This window comes from Achromobacter ruhlandii, from assembly GCF_002082135.1.
In the GTDB taxonomy this organism is placed as follows: Bacteria; Pseudomonadota; Gammaproteobacteria; order Burkholderiales; family Burkholderiaceae_B; genus Achromobacter; species Achromobacter ruhlandii.
The window spans coordinates 1,108,048-1,125,597 of sequence record NZ_CP017433.1; the positions used below are offsets into that span (position 1 = coordinate 1,108,048).

Here is a 17,550-nt window from a genome sequence, read left to right on the forward strand (position 1 = left end):
GATCGGCGGCATGACTACTACCTATCCCACCATCGAGCAGACCGTCGGCAATACACCGCTGGTGCGCCTGCAGCGCATTCCCGGAGCCGCCGGTGCGGCGCGGGGCAACGTCATTCTTGCCAAGCTGGAAGGCAATAATCCGGCCGGTTCGGTCAAGGACCGTCCCGCGCTGTCCATGATCAAGCATGCCGAGGAGCGCGGCGACATCAAGCCGGGCGACACGCTGATCGAGGCGACCAGCGGCAACACCGGCATCGCGCTGGCCATGGCTGCCGCCATGCGCGGCTACCGCATGATTCTGATCATGCCCGACAACCTGTCGGTAGAGCGGCGCGCGGCCATGACGGCCTATGGCGCCGAGCTGATCCTGACGCCGGCCGACAAGGGCGGCATGGAATACGCCCGCGACCTGGCCACCGAAATGCAGGCCGATGGCCGTGGCGTGGTGCTGGACCAGTTCGCCAACCCGGACAATCCGCGCGCGCACATCGAGACCACCGGCCCCGAGATCTGGAACCAGACCGAGGGCCGCGTCACGCACTTCGTCAGCGCGATGGGAACCACCGGCACCATCATGGGGGTATCCACGTACCTGAAATCGCGCAACCCCGCAGTGCAGGTGGTGGGGGCGCAGCCCGCCGAGGGTTCGTCCATCCCCGGCATCCGCAAGTGGCCGGAAGCCTACCTGCCCAAGATCTTCGACCGCAGCCGCGTGGATGCCTACGAATCGATCGAGCAGGCCGAGGCCGAGGCCATGGCGCGGCGCCTGGCTTCGGAAGAAGGCATCTTCGGCGGCATCTCGTCGGCCGGGGCGCTGGTCGCGGCCTTGCGCGTGGCCGAGCGCGTCAATGACGCGACCATCGTGTTCATCGTCTGCGATCGCGGCGACCGCTACCTGTCCACGGGCGTCTTCAACGCCTGATGCCGCCGGCGGGCGACCGCCCGTGACCATAGCCGACCGCGGGCGGCTGCCCGTGCCCAGAAAAAACGCCCCACGTCCCGGAACCGTCCGGGGCGTGGGGCGTTCGCGTCGAAGGCCCGGCCATGTGGCGCGGGCCGTCGCCAGGCCTTACTCGGGCTGGATGTTGGCGTCCTTCATGACCTTGATCCAGCGCGCGCTTTCGGCCAGGTTGAAGGCTTCGGCTTCCTGGTAGGTCATGGTGCTGGGCAGGGTGCCCTGCGACTTCAGCGCCTCGACGACCTTGGGCGATTGCGACGCCTCGATCATGGCCTTGTTGAGCTTGGCGATGATGGGTTCCGGCGTATCCTTGGGCACCCACATGCCATACCAAGTGACGATGTCGAAACCGGGCAGGCCGTTCTCGGCGATGGTGGGCACGTCCGGCAGTTCGGCCAGGCGGGTCTTGGTGGTGACGGCGATCGGACGCACCTTGCCGCTCTGGATCAAGGGCAGGGCGGGGGCCAGCGGCGCGTACATCAGGTCGACGTGGCCGCCGGCGACGTCGGGCAGGGCCGGGCTGCTGCCACGGTAGCCCACGTGCGAGATCGACGCTTTGGTGGTGGTGTTGATCAGCTCGCCGGCCAGGTGCGGCAACGTGGCCACGCCGGGCGAGGCGAAGCTGAGCGAACCCGGCTGGGCCTTGGCCTGCGCCAGCAGTTCGCCGAAGGTCTTGAACCTGGAGTCCGGCGGTACCACCGCCACCATCGGCACCGTGCCGAGCACGCCGACCATGCGGAAGTCCTTGATCGGATCGAAGGTCAGGCTCTTGAACTGGGCCGGGTAGATGCCCTGCACGGACGGGTTCATCAGCACCGTATAGCCATCGGCCGGCGCGCGCGCCACCTGGGCGGCGCCAATCGTGCCGCTGGCGCCAGGGCGGCTTTCGATCACCAGCGGCTGGCCCAGGATCTCGCCCATGCGCACCGCGATCACGCGGCCCACCACGTCGGTCGGGCCACCGGCCGCCCACGGCATGATCACGCGGATCGGCTTGTCCGGATAGGTGTCCTGCGCCTGCGCGCTGGCGAGCGGCAAGGTCCCGATGGCGATTGCCGAGCATGCCGCGGCGAGCAAAGTGCGCTTGTTCATCTGCTGTCTTCTCCTACAAAGGTGAGGTTGGCCGAGGGCAGGGCCGCGTACAGCAGCGCCTTGACCTCTTTGAGTTGCTGGCCCGTGGTGGCTTCGTTTTTCTGCATGCGCCCCAGGGGGCCGGCCACCACGATGGCGAAGGGTTGTTCATAGGCCTTGAAGCCGAGCGAGATGGACATCACGTCCTCGACGTTCTCGCCAAGCGAGCGTTGCCAACCGCGCTGGATGCCGGCCTGCAGGTCGCGGTCGAAGGCGGCCTGGCTGGTGAGCGTGGTCTCGGTATACGAGGCGAAACCGGGGTAGGTCTTGAACCATTTCTGGCGCTCGTCCTCGGACAGCACCGACAGCAGGGCCTTGCCCGAACTGGTGGCGTGCACCGCCTTGAAACCGCCCGGCTGGTGAGAGAAGCGGATGGTCTGCTTGGATTCGGCAACGATCAGGTAGACCACCTTGTCGTCCGCCAGCTTGGCCAGCAGGGCCGTTTCGCCGGTGAGATCGCGCACCCGCGCCAGTACCGGCTCGATCACCGCTTTCAGTGGATCGCTGCGGCAGATCAGGGTGGCGACGTGGATCAGCTTCTGTGTCGGGTAATAACCGTGCTTCTTGCCGATCTCGTACAGATAGCCGCGCGCCACCATGGTCTTGAGCAGGCCATGGCAGCTGGACAGCGGGATCTCCATCTGCGCGGCGATTTCGCTGTACAGCAACGGCTTCTGCGCCTCGGCGAAGAGGTTCAGGACATCCAGGACTCTGGCAGCTGTTTTCACATCCATGATGTTATTATCCTATATGTGATAAATTTGTGTCAAATTCTTAATTCCAGCCAAGGAGCCGCGCCGCATGAGATGGAAGAACCGTCCCGAAGGGTCGAACTGGGGAGACTTCGGTCCTGATGACCAACGAGGTTGCCTGAATTACATCACTCCCGCGAACGTGATGAAGGGAATCCAGGAGGTCCGCGAGGGGTTGAACTTCTGTCTGTCGCTGCCGCTGGATTATCCCGGCGGCAACGGCGTCAATGTGCGCCGCCATCCTCCGAAGCTGCGCCCCACCGAACGCGACGGCGACCAGTACCTGAACTTCCCCCTGGGCCGGCTGCGTCCGGGCTGTGTCGACGTGCTGAGCGATGACATCGTCGAAATGAGCCTGCAGTACTCGACCCAGTGGGATTCGCTGGCGCACGTGGGCGCGTTGTTCGACGCCAACGGCGACGGCCTGCCCGAACGCGTCTATTACAACGGCTACCGACCCAACGAGCACGTTGTCGGCCCGGTCGACTATGACGTGGACAACGGCTTTGCCAAGACCGACCTGGGCCAGGGCGGCGCCTCGCATGCCAAGAAACTGGACATTACCCAGTTGGCCGAGTCCTGTCTGCAGAGCCGCGGGGTGATGATCGACCTGGCGCGGCATTATGGACGCGAGCAGAAGTCCGTGGGCTACGACGACCTGATGCGGATCATCGAGGCCGACCGCATCGAGATCGAGCAGGGCGACATCTTGCTGTTCCATACCGAGTTCGGCGATGCGCTGCTGGAAAAGCAGCGCCAGCCGGATCATCACACCTTGCACGAGATCTGCGCCGGGTTGGATGGCAGCGACGAGAAGCTGCTGCAGTGGATCACCGATTCCAGGGTGGCCGCGATGGCCTCGGACAACCATGCGTTGGAAATCTACCCGACGCAAAAACCCAACGCCTGCTGCGCGGCGTTGCCGCTGCATCACCATTGCATTTTCAAGCTCGGCCTGCCGATCGGCGAGATGTGGTACCTCGGGGCGCTGGCGCGCTGGCTGACGGCCCACGGGCGCAGCCGTTTCCTGTTGACCGCGCCGCCGTTGAACCTGCCGGGGGCGGTGGGTTCGCCCGCCACGCCGGTGGCCACGGTCTGAGCCTGAAGGCGACGCAATCGGGCAGGCCTCTGGATCGGGCCTGCGCCGGGCGAGCCGGCGCCGCTCGGAACGGCGCGGCACGCGCCGACCCAGGACGAGCTAACCGGCACTGCGCCGACTTCACAGCCCGGGGCAGCCCGGGCCTTGGGCAGTGGCTCCCGGGCGCTCAGCGGCCGACGCGCGCCTCGATCTCGGCGGCCAGGTCGGCCACCGCGGTGGCATAGAAGTAGCTGCGGTTGTATTTCGTCAGGGCAAAGAAGTTGGGCGTGCCAACGCGGTATTGCGCGGTGCCGCGGGCTTCTTCCACCAGGTCGACCACGCCCATGGGCTGGCTGCCCCAGCCGTTGGCCGAGGCGCCGGGCTGCAGGCGCGCGCCCGCCGCGGTCAGGGTGCCCCAGGTCTGCTTGGGTTCCAGGCCGCCGTCCACCAGCGCGGTGGGATCGGCCGGCAACGTCACCGGCGCGAATACCGGCAGTCCGCGCTGCCAGCCGTGCTGCGACAGGAAGCTGCCGACCGACATGATGGCATCGCGGGTGTTGTTGGTCAGGTCGATATGGCCGCTGTCATCGCCGTCCACCGCGTAGTGCTTGATGCTGGTGGGCATGAATTGCGGCATGCCGATGGCCCCGGCGTATGAGCCGCGGGTTTCCATGTCCAGCTTGCCTTTCATCACCAGCGTGAGGAAGTCGGCCAGTTGGCCGCGGAACATGGTGGCGCGCTCGGGCTTGGCCGGGTCCGGATAATCGAAGGCCAGCGTGGTCAGCGCGTCCAGCACGCGGAAATTGCCCATGTTGCGGCCATAGAGCGTTTCAACGCCGATGATCGAGGCGATGATGGGGGCGGGCACGCCGAAGCGTTGCGCGGCCTGGTTGAGCTGGTCGCGGTGCTCGTTGTAGAACTCCACGCCCCAGCCGATGCGCTTGGGTTCGACGAAGCGCGAACGGTAGGTCAGCCAGCTGCGCCAGATCTTCTTGCCGGGCGGCGACGGGGCGATCAGCCGCGCCACGGTGGCGTTGTAGCGGGCGCCCTCGAGCGCCGCGACCATGGGCTTGAGCGGCAGGTCGCGCTCGGCGGCCAGGCTTTCGACGAAGGCGCGCACCTCCGGCCGCAGGGCGCCGCTAGGCGTCAGGGCGGCCGGGCCGTCGTCCGCGGGCTCGGCACCGAGTGTCGGCGTACTGGGTCCGATGCGGATGGGCGTGGTGCCGGGGGTGGCGGCCGGCGGTTGGCCGGCGGGCGGATTGGGGGAGCTGGGAGCGGTGGTGGCACAGCCGGCCAGGAGGGCCGACAAGGTGCCGAGTTGCAGTAATCGCCGACAGGTGAACATAATCTTCCTTATGGAGACCATGTATCTTACCCACCCGGCATGCCGCTTGCATGAAATGGGCAGTTGGCATCCGGAGAGCCCGCAGAGGCTGGATGCCATTTCCGACCAATTGCTCGCCAGCGGTTTGATGCCCTATCTGGATGACCGGCAGGCGCCGCAGGCGTCGCGCCATGACGTGCTGCGGGTGCACACTGTCCAGTATCTGGACAGTCTGCGCGAACATACCCCGGAACACGGGTATTACCCGATAGATCCCGACACCCTCATGAACCCCCACACCTACGAGGCCGCGCTGTACGCCGCCGGCGCGGGCGTGGCGGCCGTGGACGCGGTGATCGGCGGCGAGGCGCGCACGGCGTTTTGTGCGGTGCGTCCTCCCGGACACCACGCCTGCCGTTCGCAGGCCATGGGCTTCTGCTTCCTGAACAACGTGGCCATCGCGGCCCGCCACGCCATGGACTTCCACGGCTTGTCGCGGGTTGCCATCGTCGATTTCGACGTGCACCACGGCAACGGCACCGAGGACGTCTTCGCGGGCGATGAGCGGGTGCTGATGTGCAGCATTTTCCAGCATCCCTTCTTTCCCAACAGCGGCACCGAACATCCGGCGGCCAACATGGTCAACGTGCCTGTGGCCGCCTATACGGCGGGCGCTGCTGTCCGTGCCATCGTCACGGACACCTGGCTGCCGCGGCTGGAGGCGCACCGCCCGGAACTTATTCTGATTTCGGCCGGTTTCGATGCCCACCGCGAGGACGACATGGGTCAAATGGGGCTGGTGGAGGCCGACTATGCATGGATCACCGAGCAGCTCGTGGAGGTGGCGGAACGCCATTGCCAGGGGCGCATCGTCAGCACGCTCGAGGGCGGTTACAACCTGTCCGCCCTGGGGCGCAGCGTCGTGGCCCATATACGGGCGCTGGCGAAGCTGTAGAATCAGGAAAAAATTGTGCAATGCGATCCCGGCGGGTCGTTGATCCGCCGGGTAATTATTTCCATTTGGAGGCAGCGGGATGAAGGTGTTGGTACCTGTCAAGCGCGTCGTTGACTACAACGTCAAGGTGCGCGTCAAGTCTGATCAGACCGGCGTGGATATCGCCAATGTGAAGATGTCGATGAACCCCTTTGACGAGATCGCCGTCGAGGAAGCCACCCGCCTGAAGGAAAAGGGCGCCGTGGCCGAAGTCGTGGCGGTTTCTTGCGGCGTTGCGCAATGCCAGGAAACCCTGCGCACCGCCATGGCCATCGGCGCCGACCGTGGCGTGCTGGTCCAGACCGACGCCGAACTGCAACCGCTGGCCGTGGCCAAGCTGCTCAAGGCCCTCGTCGACAAGGAACAGCCGCAACTGGTGATCCTGGGCAAGCAGGCCATCGACGACGACGCCAACCAGACCGGCCAGATGCTGGCCGCGCTGCTGGACTGGCCGCAAGCCACGTTCGCCAGCAAGGTCGAGCTGGCCGATGGCAAGGCCACGGTCACGCGCGAAGTCGACGGCGGCCTGGAAACGCTGACGCTCAAGCTGCCGGCCATCATCACCACCGACCTGCGCCTGAACGAGCCGCGTTACGTCACGCTGCCGAACATCATGAAGGCCAAGAAGAAGCAGCTGGACACCGTCACCCCGGAAGAACTGGGTGTCGATCCGGCGCCGCGCCTGAAGACGCTCAAGGTCAGCGAGCCGCCCGCCCGCAAGGCCGGCATCAAGGTGGCCGATGTCGCGGCCCTGGTGGACAAACTCAAGAACGAAGCGAAGGTGGTTTGAGATGACGACGCTGGTTATTGCCGAACACGATAACGCCCAGCTCAAGGGCGCAACCCTGAACGCCGTCGCCGCCGCCGCCAAGATCGGAGGCGACGTTCACGTGCTGGTCGCCGGCGCCAATGCCCGCGCCGTGGCCGACCAGGCCGCGCAGGCGGCCGGCGTGGCCAAGGTGCTGCTGGCCAACGCGCCGCAACTGGCTGACGGCCTGGCCGAGAACGTCGCCGCCCAGGTGCTGGCCGTGGCCTCCGGCTACAGCCACATCCTGTTCCCGGCCACCGCCTCGGGCAAGAACGTCGCCCCGCGCGTGGCCGCCAAGCTCGACGTGGCTCAGATCTCCGACATCATCGGTGTCGAATCCGCCGATACCTTCCAGCGCCCGATCTACGCCGGCAACGCCATCGCCACCGTGCAATCGGCCGACCCGGTCAAGGTCATCACCGTGCGCACCACCGGCTTTGATGCCGTGGCCGCGCAGGGCGGCTCGGCCGCCGTGGAAGACGTTGCCGCCGTGGCCGATTCCGGCCTGTCGAGCTTCGTCGGCCGCGAAGTCGCCAAGAGCGACCGTCCCGAACTGGCCGGCGCCCGCGTCGTCGTGTCCGGCGGGCGTGGCCTGGGCAGCGCCGAGAACTTCAAGATCCTGGATCCGCTGGCCGACAAGCTCGGCGCCGCCCTGGGCGCTTCGCGCGCCGCGGTCGACGCCGGCTATGCGCCCAACGACTGGCAGGTCGGCCAGACCGGCAAGATTGTTGCGCCGCAACTGTACGTGGCCGTCGGTATCTCGGGCGCCATCCAGCATCTGGCCGGCATGAAGGATTCCAAGGTCATCGTCGCCATCAACAAGGATCCCGAAGCGCCGATTTTCGGCGTGGCCGATTATGGCCTGGTGGGCGATCTGTTCCAGGTGGTTCCCGAACTGACCGGCGCGCTATAAAGCCGACGCGCCCCGGCGTTAATGCCAAAAGCCCGCGGACATTATGTGTCCGCGGGCTTTTTTATTGCACCTGGCAAACGAAACTATTTGATATTTATAGTGGGAATCTTTTGATCTTTGGAAAGATTCTGATAATGTATGCCGCGCGCAGCTAGGATTCGCGCAAGTGCTTGGCCGGTACATAACGAAGGAGATTCGGGATGGAATGGTTATTTGACACTCTGCGGAAATACCCTGAACTGGCAATATTCCTTACCCTCGGGCTGGGGTATTGGATAGGCGCCAAGAAGATATTCGGATTCAACCTGGGGGCGGTGACCGGCACCTTGCTGGTCGGTGTGCTGGTCGGCCAGCTCAATATCACGATCGCCCCGATCGTCAAACAGGTTTTCTTCCTGCTGTTCCTGTTCGGCCTGGGCTATGGCGTCGGGCCGCAATTCTTTCGCGGCATGAAAAGCGATGGCCTGCCGCAAGTCATTTTCGCCGTGATCATCTGCGTCATCTGCCTGCTGGTGACCTGGGGCACTGCCGTGGGTTTCGGCTTCGATGCCGGCACCGGCGCGGGGCTGCTGTCCGGCGCGCAGACCATTTCGGCGGTGATGGGGGTGGCGACCGATACCATCAACGGCCTGGGCATCGACGCGGCCACCAAGAAGAAATGGATCGACAGCATCCCGGTGGCGTACGCGGTCTGCTACATCTTCGGCACGGTGGGCAGCGCCTGGCTGCTGGCCTCGCTTGGCCCCAAGCTGATGCGCGTGGACATCGTCAAGGAGTGCAAGGAGTACGAAGCCAAGATGTCCGGCGGGGCGGATTCGATGGAGCTGTCGGGCTATCGCAAGTTCATTTCCCGCGCCTACAGGCTGGACCATCCCGAATTCGTCGGCAAGACAGTGGGCGAGATTGAATCGCGCTTCGTCGAGGCGCGCGTATTCATCGAACGCATCCGCCGCGGCGACCAGATCCTCGACGCCGATTCCACCACCGTGCTGCAGGCCGGCGACGTGCTGGGCGTGGCCGGCAGGCATGACGCGCTGGTGCTGCAGGCGGCCGGGATCATCGGCACCGAGGTCGAGGACCGTGACCTGATCAACCTGCCCGCCGAGATTGTCGAGGTGGTGCTCACCAACAAGAACCTGGCCGGCAAGACCGTCAAGGAAATATCCGAAATGGAACAGGTGCGCGAGCTGGGGCGCGGCGTGTTCCTGCGCAAAGTGGTGCGCGGCGGTCACGAAATGCCGGTCAACTGGGGCCTGAAGCTCGACCGCGGCGATCGCCTGTTCATCCTCGGCGCCAAGCGCGACGTCGAACGGGTGGTGAGCAAGCTGGGCTACGTGGACCGCGCCACCGAGCAGACCGACATGGTGTTCGTGGGCTTCGGCATCCTGCTGGGCGGCCTGTTCGGTACGCTGGTGCTGACGGTCGGCGGCATTCCCATCACGCTGTCGACCTCGGGCGGCTCGCTGATCGCCGGCCTGATCTTCGGCTATCTGCGGTCGGTGCATCCCACCTTCGGCCGGGTGCCGGAACCGGTGCATTGGTTCCTGACCTCGGTCGGCCTGACGGCCTTCGTGGCGGTAGTGGGCATCAGTTCCGGGCCGGGCTTCGTGCAGGGCTTCCAGCAGCTCGGCGCCAAGCTGTTCATCGCCGGCATCATCGCCACCAGCGTACCGATGATCCTGGGGGTGTACATCGCGCGCTACGTCTTCAAGTTCCACCCGGGCATCGTGCTGGGCGTGTGCGCCGGGGCCCGCACCACCACGGCCGCCATCGGCCAGATCACCGAGACCGCGAAGAGCCAGGTGCCCGCCCTGGGCTACACCGTGCCCTACGCCATCGGCAATACCCTGCTCATCATCTGGGGCATTGTCATCGTCATGCTCATGACCTAGCGGGATTCCCGCCCGCGCGCATGCGGGCGGGCCTGCGGATTCCGGGGGCCGCGCCCCCGGGCAAGCGCCTGTCAATCGCAAACCAGGAGTACTGAATAATGGCTTCCACCGCGCCTCTCACCGTCAGCCTGGCTTCGGCCCTCAAGACCACCCGTTCGCGCCAGCGCGACCTGGAGCAACTGTCGCCCTTCGAATTGAAGGACTACCTGATCACGTTGGCCAAGGAAAGCCAGCAGACCGCCGTGCTGACCATGCTGAACGCCGGGCGTGGCAATCCGAACTGGATCGCCACCGAGCCGCGCGACGCCTTCTTTCTGCTGGGCCAGTTCGCGATGAAGGAAGCGCGCCGGGTGCGCGACGACGTCATCCTGGCGGGCATGCCGCCCAAGAAAGGCTGCGCCGACCGCCTGCGCAAGTTCCTGTCCAAGAACAAGGGCGCGGCGGGAGCGGACTTCCTGGCCGGCGTCCTGGAGTATGGCGTGAAGGTCAAGAACTTCGTGCCGGATGAGTGGATCCACGAGCTGACCGACGGCATCATCGGCGATAACTATCCGGTGCCGCCGCGCGCACTGGTGCACCTTGAACAGATCCTGCACGACTACCTGATCAAGGAAATGTGCGATGGCCGTCCGCCCAAGGGCAAGTTTGACCTGTTCCCGGTCGAAGGCGGCACGGCGGCCATGTGCTACATCTTCGATTCGCTGATGCAGAACGGCCTGCTCAAGCAGGGCGACACCATTGCGCTGTTCCTGCCGACCTTCACGCCGTATATCGAGATCGCGCATCTGGAGCGCTTCCAGTTCAAGATTGTCGCCATCAATGCCAGCAGCGTGCGCGCTGACGGCACCCACGACTGGCACTATCCCGCCTCGGAAATCGCCAAGCTGGAGAACCCCAAGATCAAGCTGGCGGTGACCGTCAATCCCAGCAATCCGCCGTCGGTGGCTTTCAGCCCGGTAGAGATGAAACAGATCGTGGGGCTGATCCGCAAGAATCCGGACCTGGTGCTGGTGACGGACGATGTGTATGGCACCTTCGTGCCCAACTTCCGTTCGCTGATGGCCGAGGTGCCGCACAACACTATCTGCGTATATTCGTTCTCGAAGAACTTCGGTTGCACCGGCTGGCGCCTGGGCGTGATCGCGACCCACGAGAAGAACACCATGGACCGCCGCATCGCCGAATTGCCGGCATCCTGGAAAAACCGGCTGAACAAGCGCTACGGCGCCATGACCATGGAGCCCGAGAAGCTCAAGTTCATCGACCGGCTGGTGGCCGACAGCCGCAATGTGGCGTTGAACCACACCGCCGGCCTGTCGTTGCCGCAGCAGGTGCAGATGGGCTTTTTCGCGCTATCTCATCTGCTGGACCTGAAGGACGCGTACAAACACCTGACCATGCAGATCGTGCGCGCCCGCCGCGATGCGTTGTGGCGTGGCCTGGGGGCGCCGTTGCCGCCGGAAGATCCGATGCGTGGCTGGTACTACGTCGAACTGGACTTCATGGTGTGGGCCAAGAACACCTATGGCGACGCCTTCTGCAAGTACATGGCGTCGAACTACGAGCCGGTCGACTTCCTGTTCCGCCTGGCCGAGAAATCCGGCGTGGTGCTCATGGATGGCGGCGGCTTCGGCGGCCCGCCGTGGTCGATCCGCATTTCCCTGGCCAACCTGGACGATGGCGACTATTCCAAGATCGGCAAGCATATGGTCGAGGCCGCCACGGAGTACGTCGAGGCCTGGAAGGCCGGCCAACTGGTGCGTTCGGGTCCGACCGCCGGCAAGGGCCAGAAGGTCAAGCCCGCCGCCGCCAAGCGCAAGGCCGCCGGCAAGCAAGCCGCCAAGAAGGCGGTGAAGCAGGCGGTCAAGCAGGCCGCCAAGGCCGAGCGTTCCGCCACCAAAGGGGCGAAGTAGTCGCCATCGTCGGACATCCAGGGTGACATGACCTCATGACGTGCTCAGTCGGGTTTTTCAATAACGTTCCCATCGCGGTGCTGTTCCTGACGGTGGGGTTGGGATACCTGATCGGCAAGCTCAAGGTCGGGCCGATTCAGCTGGGGGGCGTGTGCGGCACGCTCATCGTCGCCCTGCTGATTGGCCAGACCGGCTGCCAGATGCGCGGCGACCTGAAGGAGGTCGCGTTCGCCCTGTTCATCTTCGCCATGGGCTATTCCGGCGGGCCGCAGTTCTTCGCCAATCTGAACCGCTCCAGCCTGCGCTACATCGTGCTGCCGGTCATCGAGGCGCTGCTGGTGCTGACCGTCGTGCTGCTGGCGGTGCCGCTGTTCGGGCTCGACGCGGGCACGGCGGCGGGGCTGGCGGCGGGGGCGGCAACCGAGTCGGCCGTGGTCGGGACCGCGGCGGAGGCGCTCAAGCACCTGGGTCTGCCCGACGCCGACGTGCAGCGCATGGAGGCCAATATCGCCACCGCCTACACGCTGACTTATCTGGTGGGCCTGATCAGCATCGTGTTCTTCACCAGCCAGGTGGCGCCAGCCCTGTTGCGCATCAACCTGCGCGAAGCCTCCAAAGCGCTTGAGGAAAAACTGGGCGGGGGACCGGGCGAGCCCGACGAGAACCTGCTTCCGACCCTGCCGCGGCTGGTGGGCCGCTCGCACGTGGTTAAGGACGCGGACGGCAGGACGGTGGGGGAGGTCGAAGCCGAATTGGGCGGACGCACCGCCATCAGCCGCATCCTGCGCAATGGCGAGGCGATCGCGCCCACGCCTGAGGACCGCCTGGCCACCGGCGACATCGTCGTCGTGCTGGGCCTGCGCCGCTTCGCATTGCGGGCCGGCTCGGTCGTCGGGCCGGAGATCCAGTTGCCGGAGGCGCATGCCGATGACCTGCAGTTGGCCGAGCTGCAGGTCATCGTCAACAGGAAGACGGCCAATGGCCGCACCCTGGGCGAATTGGCCAAGGGGCCGCGCGCGCAGCGGGCGCGGGGCGTGTTCCTGCAGTCGATCCAGCGGTCCGGTCACATGCTGCCGCTCACGCCTGCCACCGTGGTGCAGTATGGCGACCTGGTGACGCTGGTGGGCGCCGAGCCCGAGTTGTCGCAGGCCGGCGCAGGGCTGGGCAACGAACTGCGGCGCAGCGGCGTGACCGACCTGGTGTTCCTGGCCTTCGGCATTCTCGCCGGCTTGATGATCGGCGCGCTGGGGGCACGCCTCTGGGGCATTCCGGTGTCGCTGGGCAGCGGCGGCGGCGCCCTGGTCAGCGGCCTGGTGTGCGGCTGGATCAACGCCAAGCGGCCCGCATTGGGGCACATGCCGGACCAGGCGGTGCAATTGCTCAAGGATCTGGGGCTGGCGGTGTTCGTCGCCTGCGTCGGCCTGTCGGCCGGGCCGGAGGCGGTGGCGCTGATCCGCGAGCACGGCGCGGTGCTGCCGCTGATCGGCCTGCTGGTGTCGCTGGGGCCGGCCTGCCTGTCGCTGTGGGTCGGGCACAAGCTGCTCAAAATAGAGGGGCCGCTGCTGGTCGGCGCCATCGCGGGCCAGCACGTCAGCACGCCGGCGATCAGCGCCATCCTGGGGGCCAGCGGCAGCGCGGTGCCGCTGCTGGGTTACACCGTGACCTACGCCATCGCCAACGTGCTGTTGCCGGTGCTGGGACCGATCATTGTGTCGCTGGCGCATCACCTTGGTGGATGAGGCCGGCAGGGCGCGTCGCCCCATGAGGCGGAGCCAGGGTTTAACATAGGCTAGGGAAACTACCGAGACCGCCATCGACCGCGCCATGCGTGTCACCCAAGGCGGCATCCCATCGCACCCCGCCGCCCCCGCCGTCACGGGCGCAGGCTCATGGAGACAAGATGCCCTACCTTACCCCGCTGCAGGATTTCCGCTTCGCGCTGAAGGAACTGGCCGGCCTGGACGATGTCCTCAAACTGCCCGGATTCGAAGAGGTGACGCCCGATCTGGTGGACGCCATCCTGGAAGAGAACGGCCGCTTCGTCGAGCAGGCGATCGCGCCGCTTAATGTACCCGGCGATACCCGCCCGCCCGTCTGGAACGACGGCCATGTGACCGCGACGCCAGGCTACGCCCAGGGATTCAAGGACTATGCCGCCGGCGGCTGGCAGGGACTGCAGCATCCGCAGGCCTGGGGCGGGCAGGGGCTGCCCAAGCTGGTCGCGGCCGCGCCTGGCGAAAACATCCAGGCCGCCAGCCTGGCGTTTTCGTTGTGCCCGATGCTGACCGACGGCGTGATCGAGGCCATCCTCACCGTCGGCTCGGAAGAACAGCGCAAGACGTTCGTGCCCAACCTGATCGGCGGTAAATGGACTGGCACCATGAACCTGACCGAGCCGCAGGCCGGCTCGGACCTGGCCCAGGTGGCCACGCGCGCGGTGCGCCAGGAGGACGGCAGCTACCGCCTGTCGGGTCAGAAGATCTTCATCACCTACGGCGAGCACGACCTGGCCGAGAACATCATCCACCTGGTGCTGGCGCGCACGCCGGACGCGCCGCCCGGGGTCAAGGGCATCTCGCTGTTCATCGTGCCCAAGTTCCTGGTCGGCGCCGATGGCGCCCTGGGCGCGCGCAACGACGTCTGGTGCGCCTCGCTGGAGCACAAGCTGGGCATCCATGGCAGTCCCACGGCCGTGCTGCTGTACGGTTCGGGCAAGGGCGAGGCGGGCGAGGGCGCGGTCGGCTATCTGGTGGGCGAGTTGAATCGCGGCCTGGAATACATGTTCATCATGATGAACGCGGCCCGCTATTCGGTCGGGCAGCAGGGCATCGGCGTGTCCGAGCGGGCTTACCAGCACGCGCTGGCCTATGCGCGCGAACGGGTGCAGGGCAGGGCGGTGGAAGGTTCCTCCGCGGCGGTCGCGATCGCGCGCCATCCGGACGTGCAGCGCATGCTGCTGACCATGAAGGCGCTCACCGAGGCGGCGCGCGCCGTGTCGTACGTGACCGCCGCCGCGCACGACAAAGGCACGCATCACCCGGATCCCGAACAGCGCGCCCGCAACCGCGCGTTCTACGAATACATGGTGCCCATCGTCAAGGGCTTCTCGACCGAATCGGCGGTGGAGGTAGCCTCGCTCGGCATCCAGGTGCATGGGGGCATGGGCTATATCGAGGAGACCGGGGCCGCGCAGTATTACCGTGACGCGCGCATCCTGCCGATCTACGAGGGCACCACCGCGATCCAGGCCAACGACCTGGTCAGCCGCAAGACGCAGCGCGATGGCGGCGCCACCGCCTACGCCGCCATCTCGGCCATGCGCGAGACCTTGCGGGCGGTCGAGGCCGAGTCGTCGCGGGCAGCCGCCGCCGACCGCGACGGCCTGCGCTTGCTGCGCGACAACCTCGACAGCGCCATCCAGGCCTATGAATCGGGCGTGGAATTCATCCTTGAACAATCCGCGGCAAATATCCGGGCGGTATACGCCAGCAGCGTGCCGTACCTGATGCTGGCCGGCGTGGTGCATGGCGGCTGGCAGATGGCGCGCGCGGTGCTGGCGTGCCGCCGGCACCTGGCGGGGGGATCGACCGATCCGTTCCATCGCGAGAAGCTGGCGACCGGATTGTTCTACGCCGCCCACATTCTGCCGCGCGCGCTGGCGCTATCGGCGGCGGTGCGCGCCGGCGTGGTGGCGGACGCCTGCGGCGCGGCCGCGAATATTGCATAAGGTTATATGTCTTGCGTATTTCCCCTGCAACAGGTTTGATGGAAGAATCGTTTCCAGGGGCGGCACAGGCCGCCGCCGAAACGTTTTTCAGGCCGGCCGCCGGACGTGGCGGCCGGTCGATTCCGTAACCCGAATCCGCAAGCAGGAGACACCATGAGCCATCTACGCCTGGGCGACACCGCGCCCGATTTCGAACAGGAATCCTCCGCCGGCCCGATCCGTTTCCATGAGTATCTGGGCAATAGCTGGGGCGTGCTGTTCTCGCATCCGGCCGACTTCACGCCTGTCTGCACGACCGAGCTGGGATACACCGCCAAGCTGGCCGACGAATTCGCCAAGCGCAACGTGAAGGTGCTGGCGCTGTCGGTGGACGGCACCGACTCGCACACCAAGTGGATCGAGGACATCAACGACACCCAGTCGACCAAGGTCAATTTCCCGATCCTGGCCGACAAGGACCGCAAGGTGTCCGAGCTGTACGACATGATCCACCCCAACGCCAACGCCACGCTGACGGTGCGCTCGGTCTTCATCATCGACCCGAACAAGAAGGTGCGCCTGATCATCACGTATCCGGCCAGCACCGGCCGCAACTTCAACGAGATCCTGCGCGTCATCGACTCGCTGCAACTGACCGACAGCCACAGCGTGGCCACGCCGGTCAACTGGGAAGACGGCGACGACGTCATCATCGTGCCGTCGCTGCAGGACGAAGCGGTGATCAAGCAGAAGTTCCCGAAGGGCTACAAGGCGGTGCGTCCCTATCTGCGCATTACTCCCCAACCGAATAAGTAAATAAGAAATCCGTGCGCAAGGCGGTGCGTCACCGCTTGCCCGGATTCTGGCGCCAGCCACCCGCAAAGCCGCGTATTTCCTGGGAATGCGCGGCTTTTTCACAGGGGGCGGCGGCCGCGCTATATGCCTGGGAGCGATGAGCAATCAAAGAATGATTCGTTCCGTTCAGAACAGGCCCCCGGCAAACTTGCTTCCACATTGCCAAACACGCGAAGGGAGCAGGGAATGTCTTTCAGGAAAGCCGGATGGTTGGCCGCCTTGGCCGCAGTGACGATGTCTCTCGCCGCGATCGCGCCGGCGCAGGCGCAGCAGAAGCAGACTCTTTTGAACGTGTCGTACGACCCGACGCGAGAACTGTATCGCGCCATCGATGACGCCTTTATCAAGCAGTACAAGGAAAAAGCCAACGTCGACCTGACCATCCGTCAGTCGCACGGCGGCTCCGGCCGCCAGGCGCGCTCGGTCATCGACGGCCTGGAAGCCGACGTGGTGACGCTGGCGCTGGCCTACGACATCGACGCCATCGCCGACCGCGGCCTCTTGCCCGAGAACTGGCAGGCGCGCCTGCCGCAAAACAGTTCGCCCTACACCTCGACCATCGTGTTCCTGGTGCGTAAGGGCAATCCCAAGCACATCAAGGACTGGGACGACCTGGTCAAGGACGGCGTGCAGGTGATCACGCCCAATCCCAAGACCTCGGGTGGCGCACGCTGGAACTATCTGGCCGCCTGGGCCTACGCGCTGGAAAAGAACGGTGGCAGCGAAGAGAAGGCGCGCGCCTATGTCGGCGAGCTGCTCAAGCACGTGCCGGTGCTCGATACCGGCGCCCGCGGCGCCACCACCACCTTCGTCGAGCGCGGCGTGGGCGACGTGCTGCTGGCCTGGGAAAACGAAGCCTTCCTGGCGCTGGAGGAACTGGGCCCGGACAAGTTCGACATCGTGGTGCCGTCGTTGTCGATCCTGGCCGAGCCGCCCGTGGCCATCGTCGATAAGATCGTCGACAAGAAGGGCACCCGTGCCGCGGCCCAGGCCTACCTGGAATTCCTCTACACCCCAGCGGCCCAGGAGATCATCGCCAAGAACTACTACCGGCCGATCGACAAGACCGTGGCCGCCAAGTACGAAAGCAAGTTCCCCAAGGTCAAGCTGGTGACCATCGACGACAAGATCTTCGGCGGCTGGCGCAAGGCGCAGAAGGACCACTTCAGCGACGGCGGCACCTTCGACCAGATCTACCAGCCGCAGAAGAAGTAAGCGGACAACCA

Annotated in this window: 14 protein-coding genes; 11 read left to right on the forward strand and 3 right to left on the reverse strand. The window is 65.6% G+C overall.

Going from position 1 to position 17,550, the window contains the following annotated elements:
- Positions 1-10 precede the first annotated feature (10 nt).
- Complete coding sequence (gene cysM, locus AruCF_RS04980; protein ID WP_049077573.1) at positions 11-922, forward strand: cysteine synthase CysM; 912 nt, start codon at positions 11-13, stop codon at positions 920-922.
- 147 nt (positions 923-1,069) lie between these two features.
- Here cysM and AruCF_RS04985 read toward each other — a convergent pair whose 3' ends face one another.
- Both AruCF_RS04985 and AruCF_RS04990 read right to left on the reverse strand, forming a co-directional pair.
- The gene (locus AruCF_RS04985; protein WP_083036568.1) at positions 1,070-2,050 is read right to left on the reverse strand and encodes a Bug family tripartite tricarboxylate transporter substrate binding protein; all 981 of its coding nucleotides are present in this window, start codon (positions 2,048-2,050) and stop codon (positions 1,070-1,072) included.
- Positions 2,047-2,823, reverse strand: a complete 777-nt coding sequence (locus AruCF_RS04990) for an IclR family transcriptional regulator (RefSeq protein ID WP_083036569.1) — start codon at positions 2,821-2,823, stop codon at positions 2,047-2,049. Before AruCF_RS04990 ends, AruCF_RS04985 begins: the two co-directional genes overlap by 4 nt.
- Before the next feature lie 67 nt (positions 2,824-2,890).
- Here AruCF_RS04990 and AruCF_RS04995 point away from each other — a divergent pair, with 67 nt between their 5' ends.
- The gene (locus AruCF_RS04995; RefSeq protein ID WP_049072354.1) at positions 2,891-3,940 is read left to right on the forward strand and encodes a cyclase family protein; all 1,050 of its coding nucleotides are present in this window, start codon (positions 2,891-2,893) and stop codon (positions 3,938-3,940) included.
- A 166-nt stretch (positions 3,941-4,106) separates the two neighbouring features.
- On the opposite strand, the gene mltB is transcribed toward AruCF_RS04995, so the two are convergent.
- Positions 4,107-5,264: a lytic murein transglycosylase B gene (gene mltB, locus AruCF_RS05000; protein WP_049072356.1), complete on the reverse strand. Its 1,158-nt coding sequence runs from the start codon at positions 5,262-5,264 to the stop codon at positions 4,107-4,109.
- A gap of 10 nt (positions 5,265-5,274) precedes the next feature.
- On the opposite strand from mltB, the gene AruCF_RS05005 reads away from it, so the two are divergent.
- The 9 genes from AruCF_RS05005 to AruCF_RS05045 all read left to right on the forward strand — a co-directional run bounded on the left by AruCF_RS05005 (position 5,275) and on the right by AruCF_RS05045 (position 17,539).
- A complete protein-coding gene (locus AruCF_RS05005; protein ID WP_080977347.1) occupies positions 5,275-6,198 on the forward strand; it encodes a histone deacetylase family protein in 924 nt (307 codons plus the stop codon).
- A 79-nt stretch (positions 6,199-6,277) separates the two neighbouring features.
- A complete protein-coding gene (locus AruCF_RS05010) occupies positions 6,278-7,027 on the forward strand; it encodes an electron transfer flavoprotein subunit beta/FixA family protein (protein ID WP_006388274.1) in 750 nt (249 codons plus the stop codon).
- Between the two features lies 1 nt (position 7,028).
- Positions 7,029-7,958, forward strand: coding sequence for an electron transfer flavoprotein subunit alpha/FixB family protein (locus AruCF_RS05015; protein ID WP_049072358.1), 930 nt, complete (start codon positions 7,029-7,031; stop codon positions 7,956-7,958).
- A gap of 200 nt (positions 7,959-8,158) precedes the next feature.
- Positions 8,159-9,850, forward strand: coding sequence for an aspartate-alanine antiporter (gene aspT, locus AruCF_RS05020; protein WP_049072359.1), 1,692 nt, complete (start codon positions 8,159-8,161; stop codon positions 9,848-9,850).
- 98 nt (positions 9,851-9,948) lie between these two features.
- Positions 9,949-11,763 (forward strand): bifunctional aspartate transaminase/aspartate 4-decarboxylase, encoded by a 1,815-nt coding sequence (locus AruCF_RS05025; protein WP_049072360.1) that lies wholly within the window; start codon positions 9,949-9,951, stop codon positions 11,761-11,763.
- 35 nt (positions 11,764-11,798) lie between these two features.
- Positions 11,799-13,502 (forward strand): aspartate-alanine antiporter, encoded by a 1,704-nt coding sequence (gene aspT, locus AruCF_RS05030; RefSeq protein WP_063569844.1) that lies wholly within the window; start codon positions 11,799-11,801, stop codon positions 13,500-13,502.
- 161 nt (positions 13,503-13,663) lie between these two features.
- Complete coding sequence (locus AruCF_RS05035) at positions 13,664-15,490, forward strand: acyl-CoA dehydrogenase (protein WP_049072362.1); 1,827 nt, start codon at positions 13,664-13,666, stop codon at positions 15,488-15,490.
- A gap of 153 nt (positions 15,491-15,643) precedes the next feature.
- Complete coding sequence (locus tag AruCF_RS05040; RefSeq protein ID WP_006388282.1) at positions 15,644-16,285, forward strand: peroxiredoxin; 642 nt, start codon at positions 15,644-15,646, stop codon at positions 16,283-16,285.
- 225 nt (positions 16,286-16,510) lie between these two features.
- Positions 16,511-17,539, forward strand: coding sequence for a sulfate ABC transporter substrate-binding protein (locus AruCF_RS05045; protein WP_049072363.1), 1,029 nt, complete (start codon positions 16,511-16,513; stop codon positions 17,537-17,539).
- The last annotated feature ends 11 nt before the right edge of the window (positions 17,540-17,550 follow it).